This window comes from Acinetobacter sp. 742879, assembly GCF_000588535.1.
Classification (GTDB): domain Bacteria; phylum Pseudomonadota; class Gammaproteobacteria; order Pseudomonadales; family Moraxellaceae; genus Acinetobacter; species Acinetobacter pittii.
Window position 1 is genome coordinate 85214 of record NZ_JFYC01000002.1, and the last position, 19088, is coordinate 104301.

General features: G+C 39.4%; 11 protein-coding genes and 1 pseudogene. 4 read left to right on the forward strand and 8 right to left on the reverse strand.

Going from position 1 to position 19088, the window contains the following annotated elements; translation table 11 throughout:
• Positions 1–369: 369 nt before the first annotated feature.
• From astE to J690_RS08285, 6 genes are all read right to left on the reverse strand, one after another.
• Positions 370–1350 carry a succinylglutamate desuccinylase gene (gene astE, locus J690_RS08260; RefSeq protein WP_032035297.1) on the reverse strand — a complete coding sequence of 327 codons (981 nt, stop codon included), beginning with the start codon at positions 1348–1350 and terminating at the stop codon, positions 370–372.
• 21 nt (positions 1351–1371) lie between these two features.
• Entirely contained in the window at positions 1372–2712 is a 1341-nt protein-coding gene (gene astB, locus J690_RS08265; protein ID WP_032035298.1) for an N-succinylarginine dihydrolase, read from the reverse strand.
• Between the two features lie 24 nt (positions 2713–2736).
• Positions 2737–4206 carry a succinylglutamate-semialdehyde dehydrogenase gene (gene astD, locus J690_RS08270; protein ID WP_032035299.1) on the reverse strand — a complete coding sequence of 490 codons (1470 nt, stop codon included), beginning with the start codon at positions 4204–4206 and terminating at the stop codon, positions 2737–2739.
• Positions 4206–5237: an arginine N-succinyltransferase gene (gene astA / locus J690_RS08275; protein ID WP_032035300.1), complete on the reverse strand. Its 1032-nt coding sequence runs from the start codon at positions 5235–5237 to the stop codon at positions 4206–4208. Before astA ends, astD begins: the two co-directional genes overlap by 1 nt.
• Before the next feature lie 13 nt (positions 5238–5250).
• Positions 5251–6468, reverse strand: a complete 1218-nt coding sequence (locus J690_RS08280; RefSeq protein ID WP_032035301.1) for a bifunctional succinylornithine transaminase/acetylornithine transaminase — start codon at positions 6466–6468, stop codon at positions 5251–5253.
• A 71-nt stretch (positions 6469–6539) separates the two neighbouring features.
• On the reverse strand, positions 6540–7814 hold the full coding sequence (locus J690_RS08285) for a Glu/Leu/Phe/Val family dehydrogenase (RefSeq protein WP_171073725.1): 1275 nt from the start codon (positions 7812–7814) through the stop codon (positions 6540–6542).
• A 202-nt stretch (positions 7815–8016) separates the two neighbouring features.
• Here J690_RS08285 and J690_RS08290 point away from each other — a divergent pair, with 202 nt between their 5' ends.
• From J690_RS08290 to J690_RS0104130, 4 genes and pseudogenes are all read left to right on the forward strand, one after another.
• Positions 8017–8439, forward strand: a complete 423-nt coding sequence (locus J690_RS08290) for an Lrp/AsnC family transcriptional regulator (protein WP_032035303.1) — start codon at positions 8017–8019, stop codon at positions 8437–8439.
• Between the two features lie 245 nt (positions 8440–8684).
• Positions 8685–9790 (forward strand): annotated as a pseudogene (locus J690_RS08295) (IS3 family transposase).
• 293 nt (positions 9791–10083) lie between these two features.
• Positions 10084–10605: a hypothetical protein gene (locus J690_RS08300; RefSeq protein WP_032035305.1), complete on the forward strand. Its 522-nt coding sequence runs from the start codon at positions 10084–10086 to the stop codon at positions 10603–10605.
• A gap of 15 nt (positions 10606–10620) precedes the next feature.
• Positions 10621–11202 carry a hypothetical protein gene (locus J690_RS0104130; protein ID WP_032035306.1) on the forward strand — a complete coding sequence of 194 codons (582 nt, stop codon included), beginning with the start codon at positions 10621–10623 and terminating at the stop codon, positions 11200–11202.
• Between the two features lie 46 nt (positions 11203–11248).
• Here the strand turns inward: J690_RS0104130 and J690_RS08305 are convergent, their stop codons facing one another.
• Entirely contained in the window at positions 11249–12109 is an 861-nt protein-coding gene (locus J690_RS08305; protein WP_032035307.1) for an Imm49 family immunity protein, read from the reverse strand.
• 13 nt (positions 12110–12122) lie between these two features.
• On the reverse strand, positions 12123–19070 hold the full coding sequence (locus tag J690_RS0104135; RefSeq protein ID WP_050688035.1) for a two-partner secretion domain-containing protein: 6948 nt from the start codon (positions 19068–19070) through the stop codon (positions 12123–12125).
• Positions 19071–19088: the final 18 nt, after the last annotated feature.

The window sequence follows — 19088 nt, forward strand, 5'->3', positions numbered from 1 at the left end:
GCTTCTTAATAACATAAGAGGATTAAATCAAATAATTACATATTTTCATCCTTCCCTATTAATCTATACGTTATTTTCCAATAACGTTAATTTTTACTATTCAGAGCTAGTACAATTAATGCTTTAACAGCCACCAAATAATATTTACGCGACTTAAAATATTCATTTAAAATTTAAATAATTTCTGTTAAAAAATTTTAACAAATAAAGAACGCAAAAACCTACCACCTATAAGTCGCCTTATAATCAGTAGATAAAATATTGAATTAATATCTTTAACAATATCCATATATGTATTTCCATTTAAAATTAATTTAACGACTTAATTTCGATAAACTACAATGACCAAATTTAATAAATTGACTAAAATTATCCTGAATAAACCTCAGTTAAAATCAGCCCTGCTCTTAGACCCTTTTTCACTTGTGTATTCGGAAATAAAATTCTTACCTGCTCAGGGGCAGTTACATACGGTTTGCCCTGTTGTAAGGCAATGACCGCACCAGTTTCGAACACAAAAAAATTAGGCGTTGAATCCGCCAAATTAAGCTGGAAGTCATCTTCAGTTTTAATGATGGAATCAACGACTTGGAAAGTTTGAATAGCTTGTTTTTGACGTATAGGTAAGGAGTGCTCACTCACCACAGCGCGAAGCACATGATTAATCGCAGCGAAAGCCGCTAAATCATTTTGTCCAAAAGGTTTGGCATGTCCAAGTTCAAGCGTCGAGCTAGCTGCTTGAAACTGAGAGCTACTAAATTGCGTAAAGGTATGACCCACGGCATTGTGATAGACTAAAGCATCTAGTTCCGCAGCGTCTAGGTTTTCGAGCATTACAGGGTCATATTGATGGGTTTGATAAGGAAATAAAGCAAAAGTCGGAAGCAAAGACGGACGGATCGCTGTGTGCAAATCATAGTGATAGCGTTTGACCTGCACAGGGCAAGATCGAAAGAAATCTGCCACCCACTGTTCTAGCTCAGCCACTCGCTTTGCTTCAAAGGTTTCGGAAAATTGCTGATGTGCACCACAAAACATACGATTCATATCATTTTCAACGTAGCGTTGACCTGAACGAATCGCGACAGGGTTGCCCAAAATCAACATTAATTTGACCTTGAGCTGTAACACACGTGAAAAAACATCCTGACTGAGCTGCGCCAATAACTCGATTGGCGCAGTTTCATTGCCATGTACACCCGCGGAAAGCACGATGGCTTTTTCATAAGCCTGCTTTGGAGTAAAAGATAAAACCCCTTCAGCCAACCATTCCCAACGAAAATCATGCTGTTCGCCCTGCGTTACAGTCGGGATATGTTGTGCTAAAACATCACCTAGAAAATCGATCATTTGCTTTCCCTGCACGATTACTTAACGTTGGAAGTGATATACCGAACCCAAGCCTAAAATTTGCGTCAACTCATCTAACGCAGTACGGCTTTCAATCAATAATTGTGGATCTGCCAAATCTTGCTGTGCCAACTGATCACGGTAGTACTGATCTACCCACGTGTTTAAACGTGCAAACAAAGCCTCATTCATAAACAGGTTTGGATTGATTGCGTTCAGTTCTGCTTCATTCACTGCAACACGTAAACGTAAACATGCAGGACCACCACCGTTACGCATACTTTCACGTAAATCGAAAACTTTGATGTCATCAATTGGGGTACCCATTTGAATCATGTCGTTCAAGTAGCTCCATACCGCTTGGTTTTGACGGGATTCTTCAGGCACCACAATGCTCATACCGCCATCGGCACGCGTAAGCAATTGACTATTAAATAAATAGGTATTCACCGCATCTTTCACTGAAACACGCTGGTCAGGTACTTCAATGGACACAAACTCTTGACCCAAACGCACCATTTTTTCACGAATTTCGGCCAAGGCTTTCGATTGATTCAAAAATGCATGTTGATGATGGAACAAGACGTTTTGGTTACTCACCGCAATCACGTCGTTGTGGAAGACCCCTTGATCAATCACATCGGGATGCTGCTGAACAAAAACAGTTTGTTCTGCTTTGAGCTGATGTAAACGTGCGACGGCTTCACTCGCCTCACGTGACTGACGCGCAGGATAGTGTTTTGGACCAATATCACCGCCGAGGAACTGCTGACCATAAACGAACACTTGTACGCTGGCTTGATCATAAGCACCACCTAAACGATTGTGGTTCGCCGCGCCTTCATCACCAAACAACGCCACGGGTGGTAAAGCTTCATGATGAGCAAAGTGGTGCTCATCGTTAAACATGGCCGCCATAACACGCGATGTCGTTTCATGTTCAATGGAACGATGGAATTTATTGTTCAAGTTTGCCGCTGTAAAATGCACACGACCATCTGCACTGTCTGCCGAAGGTGAAACCGTTGCCGCATTAGCTGTCCACATGCACGATGCAGAACTCAGAGCGGATAATAATGCTGGCGAGGTCCGCATCGCTTGCTCAATCACGCTATGGTCATTCCCACAGAAGCCCAATTTACGCAAAGTTGGCACATGTGGGCGTTCTTGTGGCGCAAATACACCTTGCTTTAAGCCCATATCGGCCAAAGCTTTCATCTTTAACAAACCTTGCTTGGCAGCCAACTTCGGATTCGATAGATTATTACGGTTTTTGGTCGAAGCTTCGTTTCCAAAGGATAGTCCTGCATAGTGATGCGTTGGACCAACTAAACCATCAAAATTAATTTCATAGCCTGACATTTCTAAACTCCCTTTTCTGTCGACTTACAGCACAATGCCTGGCGATAATTTTTCAGGTAGGCTTACCTGCTGACTTTCTAATGATGCCATTGGCCATGCGCAATAATCTGCCGCATAAAAGGCACTGGCACGATGATTCCCTGATGCACCAACCCCTCCAAATGGCGCGGCACTTGAAGCGCCTGTTAATGGTTTATTCCAGTTAGCAATGCCTGCACGTGCTTCAATCAATAAACGATCAAACAGCGCACGGTCAGGTGAAATTAGACCCACCGACAACCCAAAACGAGTGCCATTCGCTAGTGCCAAAGCCTCATCGAAATGGTCATATCGATAGATACAGCTCAATGGACCAAAATATTCTTCGTCGGGCACATCACTCACATGAGTCACGTCTAAAAGACCTGGACTTAACAAACTACTGTTGGCATCCGCCTGGGTAACGGGTAATAACACCTGAGCACCTAAATCGATGAGGCGTTGTTGTGCTTGTAAAATTTGCTGTGCAGCATGCAGTGAAATCACACCACCCATAAATGGTTGTGGCTGAGCATCCCACTGACCTACAACCAAGTTACGGCTGACTTCAACCAAACGTTGAATGAAGGCATCGCCTACAGCGCCATTTTTAATGATTAAACGGCGTGCACAGGTACAACGCTGACCCGCTGAAATAAAGGCGGATTGGATGGTTAAATTCACCACTGCATCAATGTCGATAATCTCGTCGATTATTAATGCGTTGTTACCGCCCATTTCCAAGGCCAAGATTTTCTCTGGTGCGCCAGCAAGCTGCTTGTGCAAGTGATAGCCCGTATTGGCACTGCCTGTAAACAGCAAGCCATCAATTTCATGCGACTGCGCAAGTGCCTCACCAGTGCTACGACCACCTTGCACCAAGTTCAATACACCCGCTGGTAAACCGGCTTCTTGCCATAATTTGACCGTTTCTTCTGCGGTCCACGGCGTCAATTCACTTGGTTTAAATACCAAAGTGTTCCCTGCGATCAGTGCAGGGACGATGTGACCATTTGGTAGGTGACCTGGAAAGTTATACGGGCCAAATACAGCCAACACACCATGCGGACGGTGACGTAAAGACGCTGCACCATCTGGCATTTCTGTCAGACTTTCACCTGTACGTTCGTGATAAGCACGCACTGAAATCGCCACTTTAGCAATCATTGACTGAACTTCAGTCAAAGTTTCCCAAATCGGCTTACTGGTTTCACGACTAATGATCGTTGCAAGCTGCTGTTTGTTTTGTTCTAACAAGCTGGCAAATCGTTGAATAATTTCAAGGCGCTCAGCTAAAGGACGACGCGCCCAAACAGTAAAGGCAGTACGTGCAGACTGACAAGCCTGTTCAACTTGCTCAGCTGTCGCTTCAGTACCGTGCCAAATTGTTTCTTGCGTAACAGGATCGAGTTTGTCCCATGCTGCACCTTTCGCTGGAGACCATGTCCCGTTTATATATAAATTCCCTTGTGACATTATTTTTGCTCCATCTTATCTAAAGGCAATATACGAATGCTTTGCCCTGCTTGCACACCAAGGGCATGCGCTTGTTCTACCGTTAAACTTAAACTGTCAGTTTCAGCCGCATGCTGAATTAAAATCGCGCGATAGTCCTGATAGCAATCATTCGCCACCAAATAACGCCCTGCGTTTTCTGGAACGCTATCGACGATTTTGACGGCACAAGTGTGACTTTCTTTGACTGCACGAAGGCTACTGACCTCTGCTTCAAGCGTCGGGCCCGCATCAAAAATATCGACATAACCTTGGTAACACAGACCTTCCGACTCCAACACACGAGAGGCAGGAACGGTCTGAGGATGCACCTGTGCAATCACTTGTTGCGCGACCATCGGCAGCAAATCGATATACACAGGAAAACGTGGCATCAACTCCGCAATAAAAACTTTTTGTCCAATACCGCTGAGATAATCCGCAGTCGAGAAATCCATATTGAAAAAGTGATGGCCTAAGGCATCCCAAAATGGTGAACGGCCATTATCATCTGAATAACCACGCATTTCTGCAATCAGCTTATTTTGAAAAGCCTGTTTGAAAGCCGCGATAAACAGAAAACGAATCTTCGATAGCAGTTTTCCATTTTGGTCCTTGCGATACTCTGGATCTAAAAACAGCGTGCAGAGTTCACTACAACCAGTATGGTCATTGCTTAGAAACAGCGTATTTAAGGTTTTATAAACATTCAGAGTTTGTGAAGCATGGACTTGTTTGCCCACACGGTAGTTATAGAAAGGCTCAGTTAAACCCACTGAGACTTCAATTGCACTCACTCCAACCACGCGTTTTAACAAGGTGTCTTCTAGGACAAATAAATAACCTTGCTCACTTGGTATTGCCTGACTGGCTAAGGTTCTTTGTGTGCGTGCAATACGAGCCGATAATATTTCTTTATTTTGGGGTAAAGAAGTCAGGCCAATGCCTGACTTCCCCGCCAGAATGTAGATATCATCTAAATCTCGATGCTCTGCATGTCTAACAATCATCATCAGCGATAACCTATCACGCGCCAACAAAACGTGCGAGCGCACGCTCAAAACGTTGTAAACCCGCTTCAATATCTGCTTTTGGAATAATTAAAGATGGCGTGAAACGCACGACATTTGGACCTGCAACCAAGGCCAAGAGGCCTTCTTCACCAGCAAGCGTGACGATATCTTTGGCTTTACCTGCATATTCTGTTTTGAGTACACACCCAATCAATAAACCTTGACCGCGAACTTCTTCAAACAAGCCAAAACGTTCATTCAAACGTTTTAAACCTTCAGCAAAAATTTGCGCACGAGTACGCACACCATTCAATACTTCAGGGGTATTGATAAACCCAAACACTGCATTTGCTACAGCAGATGCCAATGGATTACCGCCATAAGTCGTGCCGTGATCTCCTACCGCATACATATTGGCGTATTTATCTGTGGTAATCATGGCGCCAATTGGGAAGCCACCACCGAGTGCTTTGGCTGTGGTTAAAATGTCTGGCGTCACTTCAGTGTTCATATAGGCATATAGCGCCCCTGTACGCCCCACACCAGTTTGTACTTCATCAAAAATCAATACTGCACCGTGTTGATCACACAGTTCACGTAAAACTTTTAAAAATTCAGGATCAGCAGTAATGACACCACCTTCACCTTGAATCGGTTCAACAATCACTGCGCAAGTGTCGGCATCAATCGCTGCACGCGCTGCGTCCAAATCATTAAATGGAAGATGCTGAATACCCTCTGGTAAAGGGGCAAAATCTTGCGAATATTTCGGTTGCCCCCCTGCCGATACGGTAAATAACGTACGACCATGGAAGGCATTTTTAAATGCAATAATCTTGTTCTTGCGCGCAGAGCCTGAAAGTAGGCCTACTTTGCGCGCAAGTTTTAAAGCCGCTTCGTTAGCTTCTGCACCAGAGTTACAGAAGAACACTTTATCGGCAAAGGTACTTTCAACCAATTGTTTTGCTAGAGTAAGTACAGGTTCATTGGTATAACCGTTACCTATATGCCATAACTTTTGACCCTGTTCTACTAAAGCTTTAACTGCAACTGGATGTGCATGTCCAAGCGCATTCACTGCAATACCACCTGCAAAATCAATATATTCTTTACCTTGCTGATCCCACAAACGAGAACCTTCGCCACGCACAGGAATAAATTGAGCAGGTGCAAAAACAGGCACCATATACTGATTAAAATCTTGGCGATTAGGTGGGTTATTCTGGTTCATGGTCTATTCTTCCTTAATAAATCTGATATTTTTCATACTTGAATGTGCCCGGAAGGGCACGAAACTTCCCCTTAACCTGGGAAAATTCCTCGTTCTTTACGTGCTTTCAAAATACGCTCACAAGCCAAAATGTATGCTGCGGTACGCAAGCTACAATGTTTGTCATCTGCTGTATGCCAAACATCTTCAACTGCTTTAATCATGAGCTTATCTAGTCGCTCATTAATTTCTTCTTCGGTCCAGAAGTAACTTGCCATGTCTTGAACCCACTCGAAGTAACTCACGGTTACACCGCCTGCGTTACACAGCACATCTGGAACAATCATGATTTGACGTTGTAAGAGAATATCTTCTGCATCTGGATAAGTTGGACCGTTCGCACCTTCCAATACCAATTTCGCAGTCAATTTTTGCGCACGCTCAGGAGTAATCTGACCTTCTAAAGCAGCAGGGATTAAAATATCCATCTCCACTGTCCAGAACGCTTCATCTTCGATTAACGTTCCATTAGGGAAACCTGCGACACCTTTGTGAATCGCAACGTAGTCTTGCAATTGCTTAACATCAAAACCGTCTGCATTGAATATTGTGCCTGTGTGGTCTTGCACACATACTACTTTTGCATTGGCTTTATGGAACAAATATGCAGCTTCGCTACCCACGTTACCAAAGCCCTGAACTGCAATACGGCTGCCTTCAAGTACTAAGTTAATTTTCTTGGCAACTTCTAAACCTGTCACAAATACACCGCGACCTGTTGCACGTACACGACCTAACGAACCACCTAAATGTACAGGTTTACCCGTCACTACACCTGTGACGGTATAACCTTTAATTGTGGAATAGGTATCCATCATCCAACCCATAATGTCTGCATTCGTGCCTACATCGGGCGCTGGAATATCGATTTGTGGGCCAATGATTGAGCTAATTTCAGTGGTAAAACGACGCGTCAAGCGTTCAAGTTCACGGGGTGACAATTTACGCGGGTCTACTCGAATTCCGCCTTTCGCACCACCATACGGTAAGTTCAATACCGCAGTTTTAATGGTCATCCATGCTGAGAGGGCCATAACCTCATTGAGTTCCACATCGGGATGGTAACGAATACCGCCCTTACCTGGTCCACGCGACAAATTGTGTTGTACACGGTAACCTTCGAAATGCTGAATAGAACCGTCGTCCATTACAATAGGCACATCAACAATGAGCGCACGCTTTGGACGCTTTAAAGTATTAATAAATGGGATTAAGTCTTCTTCAAGATAAGGGGCTACACGGTTAATCTGAGCAAGGTAGGTTTGCCATGCGCCACTATTTTCCATTTCATACGACAAAGACATTATTCTATCCTCAGGGTATTTAATTAATTCAATCCATTCAAAGTAAGAAACACTCATACATATTGGATATCGCCTCAGCTCGATGTTGCTCCAACTTGAGTGTTTCTATGCCCAAATAGTATGAAAAAAAAAATCGCACTAAAAAAGTTGTAATTTTGATTAAAATGAAATAAATTTCATCAAAATGATAATAGGACAAATCAAAATGAATGATACTGACAGTCAAATCCTCGGCTTACTGCAAGACAATTCGCGCATCTCGATTACAGAGATTGCCAATAAGATTCATATCTCTAGGAATACTGTACAAAAGCGCATTAAATACCTAGAAACTAGTGGTATCATCACTGGATATTCCATAAAAATTAAACCTGCTATTGAGAAAAATAGTATCCGTGCATGGATGAATATTATGGTCGAAGGCACAAAGACAAGTGAGGTCGTCAAAGAACTCAGAATCAACCCTGCAGTGCATACCTTGCATAGTACTAATGGCAAGTGGGACCTTTTAGTAGAATTGAAGTCTGACAGCTTAGAGAGTTTTGATCGAATTTTAGAACGAATTCGAAATATTTCAGGAATTTACAATACTGAAACTAGCATTTTGCTTTCTACCTACAAAGTTTAATTTTTATACCGATATTAGAGTAATGATTCAGGCGAAACTTGGGTTCAAGACTAAACAATTAAAAGTAAAGGGGAAGATATATTAAAACCAAATCAAATCTTCTGAACATGCTCTAAAAGACTGATGTGTGCTGATAAAAACGGAGACTTTCATCTGGTAAACTAAACGTACTCATCAGGAGTTTACCATGAGCAAAAAAACAGGAGTTTTACACATCAGAATTTAAAGCTGAAGCAGTAAAAGCCATTGAATAAAACAAAGGTAATGTCTCAGAAACAGCAAGACAGCTTGGCATTTCAATGCAGCCCTTTCGAATTGGCACAATAAAGCCAAAGCAGGAATATTGTTGGGTACACAACAATATTCATCTGATCTCGTTGCACTGCTTGAAGAAAATAAAAATTAAAACAACAACTCAAAACTGCTGAACTGGAAAGAGAATTCCTAAAAAAAGCAGCAGCGTACTTTGCCAAAGAAAGCCAGTAAAGTACGCCTATATGAAACAGCACAGAAAAGTATACCCAGTATCAATGATGGCTAAGCTACTTCATGTGTCAGTTTCACAATTTTATAATTGGTTGAAACGTGGCTTTAGCAAAAGAGCTATTCAAAGGACTGAACAGACGATATTAGTTAAAATAGCTCATCAGGAGACCAAAGAAAGTTATGGTTATATTTGTTTAACCAAACATTTACAATCGCAAGGTACTCAAATCAGTGAATACACTGTACGTAACATAAAGAAATTGAATCAACTGTATTGTAAGCGTTATAAACGTTTCAAAAGAACGACAAATAGCGATCATAATCGTTCTGTTTACAATAATTTGTTAGAGCAAAACTTTACAGTAAATATCCCAAATCTTGTGGAGGTAAGCGACATTACCTGTATTTGGACAGCAGAAGGCTGGCTTTATTTGGCTGCTTAAAAATATCTCTGTAGCAAACAGGTAGTCGGCTATTGTTTAAGGGAACGGATGACAGTGCAGCTTATTTTCAACGCACCCAGCATGGCTGTTAGGAATCAAAAACCACCACAAGGCCTAATTGTTCATTCAGATAGAGGTAGTCATTATTGCAGCCATGAATATCGAAATATAATTGAAAAATATGGTTTTCAAGGTTCATGAACAAAAAAGGCGACTGTTATGATAATGCACCAATTGAAAGCTTCTGGGGAATATTAAAGAACGAACTTGTTCATCAAAGTAATTATAGAAGTAGGGAAGAAGCAAAGGCAGATATTACTAAATACATTGAGCTATTTTATAATCAACAAAGAATTCAGAAAGGTTTAGATTTTAAGACACCAAATCAAATGGCAGAGGACTTTTATAAGTCGGCTGCCTAGAATCTCCCATGTGGAAGTCTTCTGGTATTTCAGCACATATCAATTTTAAGACGGAGCGTAGAGAATAAGCTTAGGCTAAATGGTTAAGCTTAAATTAAACTGAATAATGAGCTGTATTTTTAAGACACCATTCTTAAAGCCTGTTCCAATCCACACTGTTTAATGTTGGCTCCGGCGCCAAACCATGCCGAATTTAATCGATGATCCTGACTCATTGTCCTTACATATACTCATGACTATTAACGATTAATTTGCTTATAATACCTTTACTTCATTTATTACTATTATCAAAAATGGCTAATACTTTTAAATCATTTATACACTTTACCGCTTCTTTGGCGCTCTATTTCTCTGGGATAAATGCAATTTACGCAAAAATACCTGATGAACTTCTTTATCAGCCTCCCAAAAATGTAGAATCAACTCAACTAGCTACTCTAGTAGGTTTTCAAAAATTAAATGCTATTCAACTTATTAAAGCCCGAATATATCTTACTTATATCAATGATAAAGCTACTTTAAATCGCTCGCATGACTGGCATAAAGTTTATGAGATTTCTCCAGGACTGGCAGATATCCGCCTTGTATCAGATACACCTAACTATTTTACAAGTGGACGTTTAAAATTTACTGCAAAAGCTGGACATCATTATCAAGTTAAGAATAATCAAGCAGATATAAAGTTTAATAAAGAACCTTTATTATTTTGGGTAGAAGATCTCGATACAGGTGAGGTTGTAACACCTAAGCAGGAATTATTAGGTATTACAGTTCCTTCATCAGTAAGTTTTGTCCCTGTGATCATTTCAAAATAAAGACGAGATATTATTGTGAAAAAAATTATTTTATTGTGTAGCGTAACTCTTTTGGGATCACTAGTATCTGGATGCATAACAACTAGAAATACAGGACCTATAGAACCTATCACGTATTTTTCTTCTCCTGCTATATCAACAAATACAGCGACAATTATCGGTAGCACTGAAATCAGTCAATCAATTAAGGCTGATAAAATTGCATATGTATTTGCAGTTGATTTTAAGAAAATCGAAAATGGCCGAGGGCAAATGAATTCTCAGCTAGCAATAGAGGCTGGTGAGCATGATCTACAGCTTTGGTGCCAACAAGGCGGCTTTAAATATACAAACTTAACTAGAGTAAAACTTGAGGCTGGTAAGCATTACCAAGTTGGTTTCGACATGAATGTCAATAAACAATACAATTGTTATATTTGGATTTATGATTTAGATGCAAAAAAAGCAATTGGAGAATTAATACCTACAATTGAAGTTGGTGAATATGCTAATCCCGATAAAATACGTCCAATTACGAAATTTTTAGAAGCTCGTCCGAATACCCAATCAAATGTGACTGTACCGATTCGAGTAATCAATAAAATGGGACATAATTAAATATAAAAAAGCCTGGATTACCAGGCTTTTTTTATTAACTAAAATATCAACGTTTAATTATTTTTTTCGGAGACCAATCATTCCACTCACCATCAAAGGGAGTAAAAACATCAAATTCTTTCATAAATTCCCAAGGCTCAGGATATTCAAGTAAAGGCTCTACAGGCAACCATTCTTTAGGTATCCAAGAAGTATCTATATTTAACTGATATCCATTTCTCCATGCCAATTTGCTATAAATTACAGCATGAGTAGCAATAAAATGCTCAGTAAAAGTAAATGCAAATTCAAAATTACGAACTTTTGCAATTTTTGGACTAGTTAACTCAGTCAAAACATTTTCCATTTCGGTTTTATCGCCATTGGCTAAGGCAAGATAAAAACGATGGTCAATTAAATACTTTTTATCCTTTTTTAAATCAGTTTGTAAAATGAGTTCACAACGTTCACGTAATTTATCCCACTCATGATTAAGAGCTAATATCAACTGATACCCATGAAAATCTGGCTTACGCGGATTATCACGGTCTTTAATTGAGCCTTGTCGATCATACGATACTCGGTGCTGACTATACCAAGAAATGATTTCCTCATTATCTGATAATAAAGCATATAAATGTTTATAGGCTGGAAACCATTCTATAGCGTCAAACTGAAACATCATACGATTCAGTTTAGCTGCAATAAAACACCACTGTTTAAAAGCAATTAAGTCTTTATCACGGAACCAAGATACCATTGCGTTAGCTTCAGCATAACTCCCTAACATTCCTATACAAAATGGTACATCACCTTTATTATTAGTAATGTAGTCAACTAAACTAACTGTGTTTTCATTAAATTCAGCATGTTGAATTACATGAGCTAATGCTTTTTGGAAGGCTTCATTGTTTTTTAAATCAGACATAATTCTTTCCCAATTATTTTTTCGTTGCTGGATCAATACGAACTAACATTAACTTTTCTGCACTCTTATCAACATATGCTGCACCTTTCACCAATGTGCCATTTTGTCGAGCAGCGAAGACAGCTTTATATGCCTCGCTATTTGGGTCTAATTTAGCAAGAACAGCCCTATCCCATTCACTAGACATCTGCATGTTACCACCAGCAGCTTTAGGATCTAACTTAATCCCTTTTTGACCTAACTGTTTGCTATCAACAACCATGGTCAAATTTGTATTTCCCTGAGCATCTTTAAATATAATGACATGATCATAGCCATTATTACTTCCATACTTGCCACCTGATAAAACTTTACCACCCTGTTCTTTAACAACGTTTTCAAATAATGCTTCTGTCTTAACTCCCAGAGGATCACCATTTTTAGCAATTTGCTTGACTTGTCCTCGAGTTACCACACTAAGATCTAAATCGATTGCATTTTTATCTAATTTACGATTACTAATCACACCATATTTTGTTTCTTTTACAATATTTTGATATATCAGATCACAACACTGCGCATTATGAACCCAAACTCCAAGCTTGCCGACATGATAAGTGTGATAATCTTTAACTTCAATGTTATAAACAGTATCCAGTTTTGCTAACAGTTTTTGACTAATAACGGTTAATTCATTATTACTTCTATCTAATAAAGTCATTCCTTCAGAAAGAATCGATGCCTTCTGCCAACCAATATTTTTTACCCAAAATGGGTGTTCTTCAGTTGTTTTGAAAGTTTCTCTTTCCCCTAACGCATTTTGAACAACAACCTCAAAAATTGGTTGATTATGTGTAATCTTTTTTGCGATTACAGGCTTATAATCGTATTCCAGCGTAAGATCATTTCTAGACCATACCAATTCATTGCCATTAAATTCTTCAATAGACTTAAGACCATTTTTGGTTTCAATTAATGTGCCAGCTACAAAACAAGTTGTTCCATTTGTACAATTAGTAATTGTGGGTTTATTAATCAACACCCTTTGCTCTTGTACAGCTTGTTTTGCTGTTGTTCTAATGCTATTCGTAACACTGGCCATAGATAACATGCCATAAATCATTTCGGCTTGGGAGGTACTTAATCCTGTTGTAGCACTAATAACCTGAGCACCAATTGTATCTACAGATTTACCAGACCAAGCTTGCTTAGCTCCTGTCATTACTAAGTCAGCAGATGAAACAAATCCCCCTAACGCAACTAAACAGCCAACACCCGTAACACAAGTTGAGCCTAAAGCAGTAGAACCAGCTAATCCCACGCCTCCACCAACAATCATTACTGCACCGCCAGCACGAGTAGTAATCTGATATTTACCATTTAATTCTCGAAAATTAGAAACAGCAGCATCTTGAGTTCTATCACTAGAAGTATATTCAAAAAGCTTTTGATTTGTAGTCATACTACCCATGATAGGTGTTCTAAATTTTTGTTTACTTAGATAATCCCTTTCTACTTTAAAATCAGCAGAATTACCGGCATCCTGTATTGCTTTTAAATATGCATACTCTGTTGTTCCTTCATAACCTTCCGCACATCGCACTAATGCACATGCTGCAATATTATAGCGGGCTTCCTTATTAGCATTACCTGCCGCTAACATTTTAATTTTGATTATTTCATTTTGATATAATTGTCTATTATTTAAAATTGCCACTTCTGCTGAGCTCGCAGCTGTGGTTGGATCGTAACCCGTTAAAGTAGCAACAGAGCTCGCAACTAATTTTGAAACATCACGTACTTTTTGCTGGTACTTCTGGATATCAGCATCACTATTAAAACTCTTACTATCAATTGATTTGTCCATCTGTTCAGCAACAATTTCACCTACTGCTGCGCCTATCGCTCCAGCCTCACATTCAGACTTACTTATTGATGCGGCTACGCATCCCGCTGCGGCATGTGCTACTTTGTGAAGCACATACTCCATATCTAATTCACTGCTTTCAAGTGTCTTAATTTGCCCAGATAAAGATGCTTGTAGTGCCATAGCAGTATTAGCAAGGATAGCATTTCCTAGGTTCTCGCTGAGACTTCCACCATTAATTGCGGTACTTACTAATGAACTAGCTCCAGCATTTACGATTCCTTGAGTTGTTCTACCAACAATTTCTTTCATAAATTCGCCTTGTTTTGTCATTTTAGACAAATCAGACATCAATTCAGTATTGCTTAACTGGCTCAAGACCCCTGCTGTAACAACAGATGTTGCTAAATTCTTAATTGAATCTTTACTTCCTAAATCTTTAAGTGTTTTACCAATATCTCCGCCATTATTAATCAGACCAACACTTGCCTGAGCTGCAAGACTAGTGACTGCTGCATTAGCCATAGCACCCAAAGTAGATGGAACAATTGCTCCAGCCGCAGTTGTCGTTATACCAGCTGAGCCAATCATACTTGCACCCAAGCCAACTGTTGTACCACTTGCAGCTGTCCCACCAGCTGCTCCAGCAGCTGCGGCAGTACCTGAACCCATCGTAACAATTGTGACAATGATAACAATAATCGCAGCTCCAGCTGCTGTTAAACCTTGTGATTTATAGTCCCAATCCTTTTGGGTTAATAAAATTGTCTGCCAATCTACATCTTTGCGATTAACTAATTCTTTGAGATATGCATTTCCTGGCTGATCAGCTAATTTTAGAATCTCATCTCGTAGCTCTTTTTTATTCGCATCTTTTTCGCTAATTGGAACCTGTACACTTAAACCACCTCCAGCATTCAAAGTAGGTAAAACTGGACCATTAAAGCTCGGTAATTTTGCAGTTTCTTTAACAGAACCTTTATCCTGCATTGATTGCCAGACTATAGAGTTCTTTTTCTTACTCAAAGTTTCCGAAACTGTGCTTGAGGCTGTAAGTAAAGATAAATCTCTCCCCGCTTCTATCTTAGCTCCTTGCAAATATTCAAACTCTGTACCAACTAAACGAACATCTTTTTCTGCTTTGATACCGATGTAATCGGCTTTTAAAATACCTGGCAATTCACTAATCTGGGTACGTGTTGTATTCGTATTGGATTTATTATATTTAATACCAGCAAATGATGATTTTTTGGTGATATCAACGTTACTACTTGAAGATTTTTGAACAGTGTATAAGTTAATATTTCCACCAGAGCGAATTGATATTTCTCCACCCTTCGCATTTAATTTACCTGAGTAAATATCGATATTATTAGCTAAATTTTTTTCTTTACTCTCAATGAAAATATTTTTCGCAGAAATATCTACTGGTGCTACATCTGCCCGATTATTTTCTGAAACTGTAGTAATGTATTTTGTTTTCAATCCCCCCCATGATTTATCCTTTTCTGTTGTTGTTACACGATCAAAGGATTGTTCAATAGCAGCATCAATCAAAATATTTTTATTAGCTTCAATTTTAACAACACCATTTGTTGATCTGATTTCTGCTGCTTGAAGAACTAAATTATCCTGTTTGGTATTACCTGTCGCATTAATCGCAACCCCCTTATCCCCATTAATTACTGTCGGACTAATATAGGTCCGCATGCTATAATTTTCGTCCCCCTCATTACCTTGATCATAAAAATTAGTGTGACCATCAATAATCATACTCGCATCTAATTGGGTGGACTTACCATCAATGCCTTTAGTCGCAGTTGATATATATTGTTGACCTAAACTACCCTGTGCTTCAATATCAATCTGGCCTGCTTTGGCAGTGATCGTTGCCCCACTAATTGATATACCCTTTGCAGAACTTAAAAGAACATTACCTTGATTCGTTATTAAATTTGTTTCAGCATGCTCAGAACCATTAACTGCTGAGCTATATTTATTTAGATCATTCTTAATAATATCCAATTCTTTTTTCAGACCAGCCATACCAAATAAATTAGCTATAGCTTCTCTCAAACTAGCTGCTTTTTGAGCATTTACGACAAGAAATGGAGGTCCTGAAATTCCCCCTTGAGGGCCTACTTGACTTAATTGCTTCTCCAAAGAAGCCTTTTGGCTAATATACTCTGGATTATTTTCAATAGAAATAATATTTGCCTCAATAGTAGCCTTCTTCTTATTTATGTTCTGAATTAAAGATGAAGAAGCCTGATTATTTATTGCATTCTTTATCCCATCTACTTTCATATTGCCTTGCGTAGACACGATCTTTATATCTTTTTGAGCACTAAATTTTGCCCCTTGAACATCTACTGATGCCCCATCCAAACTAATCCCTCCACTTGCTGCTACTAGATTCACTACTCTTTCTGAACCATTTCCAGCTTGTCCACTATAGCCAACTAAAGTCAAACTACCTTTTTTTGAGGTTAACTCTAAATCACCAGCAGTTTTAAAAAAATATATATTAGGATCTATAGACAGTGAGTCCTGAGTATGGATAGTTAAATCACCATTTAAGCTATTTAATTTCGTGCTATTTTTAAGTAAATCACTGCCCATTGCATTGAACTCTACGGCCTTAGGTGTATTTAATCCTCCTCCAGCCTCAACCAAAATTGCTCCACCTGTGAAGTTTGTATTTTGAATATTTTGATTTTTTTCACTTATTACCGATAACACACCTGATGAACTTAGTTTACTGGTTTTAGTAGAACTAAAACTTGGATTATCTCCTGAAGCAGCTTGGCTATTGATATAAATATTTTTCTTAGAATTTAATGCTGTATGTTGCTGAGATGTAGACTGAATACCATCTAGTGTTAGATTATCTTTAGCAAATAATTCAATATTAGTTTTAGCCGTCAATGTACTATCAAATATATTATTTTGAGCGCTACTAGTCGCAAGAATATTTCCATTTTGACTTTCTAAAACTGTATTTTGTATTGTGAGATTCCCTGTTCCACTCGTACCAATAACAATACCCTGATCACCTTTTAATACTGTTTTTACAGTTCCATTATTCGTAAAAATAGAATCTTTTGCCCCTAAGATTGAAATCTTACCTAGTGTAGAGACTGCATTTAGCCCAGATGCTGTAAGCTTTCCATTTAAAGAGGCAACAGTGATATTATCTTGAGCCTTCAATGCCTGACTTAAAACAAGATCAGCAATTTCAGAACTCACATCAATATTTTTTTGTGACGTCAGGGCACTATTGAGTGTTATTTGATTGGCATGGAGTTGAATGCTGTCTTTATTGGAAATTTCTTTTGCCGTAATGGTTAAATTATTGGCTGCATCCAGCTGAACCATGCCTGTAATAAGTGGAAGTGCCTTGTCAGCATTGTTCCAGATCAAATCACGTCCACTGTAGGCTTTAATATTTTTGACACGTGTCGCAGCGTTTTCAAGTGAAAATCCAAGATTCTTTAGATTCAGATCTCCTGAACTATAAAGGTTTAAATCTTTACCCGCATAAATCGTCCCAGCTTGGAGATCAATCAGGTTTTGGGTATTAGCCGAATTTGCTTGTAGATTGATTGAACCTAAAGATGCCTGTATATGGTTCTCTGTAAGTGATAACTTACCATTACTTAAAACATTTAAATCTTTGGCTGCAATCAGTTTTGCACCTTTTGCTGCAACCAAGTCTTTTTGGACCTGTATGCTTGCTGTACCACGGTTACTTGTGATGCCTGCGTTAGTTGCCAGATTGATGTTCGCTGCATCAACATATACATCCCCGCTCTGCGCATCATTAAAAATTCGACTATTCGCCGCTAAATTTAAATTACCTTTAGTATTGATCATTAAAGGAGAGGAAGCCAAACTACCGTTATTAATAATAATTTCTTTAGCATTTATATTCAGGTTATTACCTGAATCGATATTTAACATGCTATTACTGTTAATACTGCCTGATGAGTTGATATCTGCAGCTGCACCAACACCCGTTGTTTGTATGTTCACTAAACCTTGGGTTTTACTAGTCGAACTGATTGTGCCACTGTGTTCAATTTTTCCGGCGCTGGTAATCACCAGATTGTTGACTGCCTGAATAGTCCCTGCGTTCGTCACGCCTAAGCCTTTTTCAGTTCCCATCAAATAGATATTATTGGCATACATGCCACCCAGTGCTTTAACATCTACCGCCAATGTCGGTGCGGTTCCAGTACCAGTTTTAGCAGTAACATCCTGCAAATCTGCACTGACATTATTTGCCCCGGCAATGACCTGAATATCATTTTTAGCACGAAGTTCCGCACTAAGTTCTAATGCACGGGCATAGAGGTCTACATAATTTGCATCGTTATTATTTCCCCCTAAACCAAATTTAGAATTAGGGTTTGCTGAGACCGTAATTTTACCTTGGTCAACCGTAAACTGTTTGATACTACCATCAGCATTTAACTGGGGTTTGCCTGTGGTAAAAATTGCCTTGTTGGCATTAATAAAACCACCACCCTTAATGTTAATACCAGATGGGTTGGCAATAATCACATCTGCCATTTGCCCTGCAACTTCCAAGTTACCCTCAAAGCGTGAAGCAGCTGACGAGTTTACTTCATTTAAAATAACTCGTGCTTCGCCTGTAGCTAAAAATGGGTTGGCAGCAACGTTTCCTACTGTTTTTGTTGTAGCACCCTGACGGCTGTTATTCAGTACAGCACCTTCTGCCAGTACATCAAACTGTTTATAAATATTATGGGATATCCCATTTTTTGGAGTTTGAATATTGACCACAGGAACAACTGTACCTGCTGAGTTCTTACCCGCAGCAATGACTGCTCTATTCGCAGCATTTGCAGCACTATCTGCTACGATATCAGCATATACAGGTGCTAAAGGCATCCACAAACTTATACTGGCAACCAGTGCTTTCACTTGCCAGAGCTGATGAAATGCCTGAGATTCAGTATTATTAATTTGGTTCTGGGAGCTAGCTTCACTTTGACCCGATGTCTTGGTTTGGCTTCGTACATTTTCAGCCACAGCCACAAACATTTGACGTGCTTTGCTATAAATAATGCGGTAACTATTCTTGTTCATGAATAAAGTCTTTTCTAA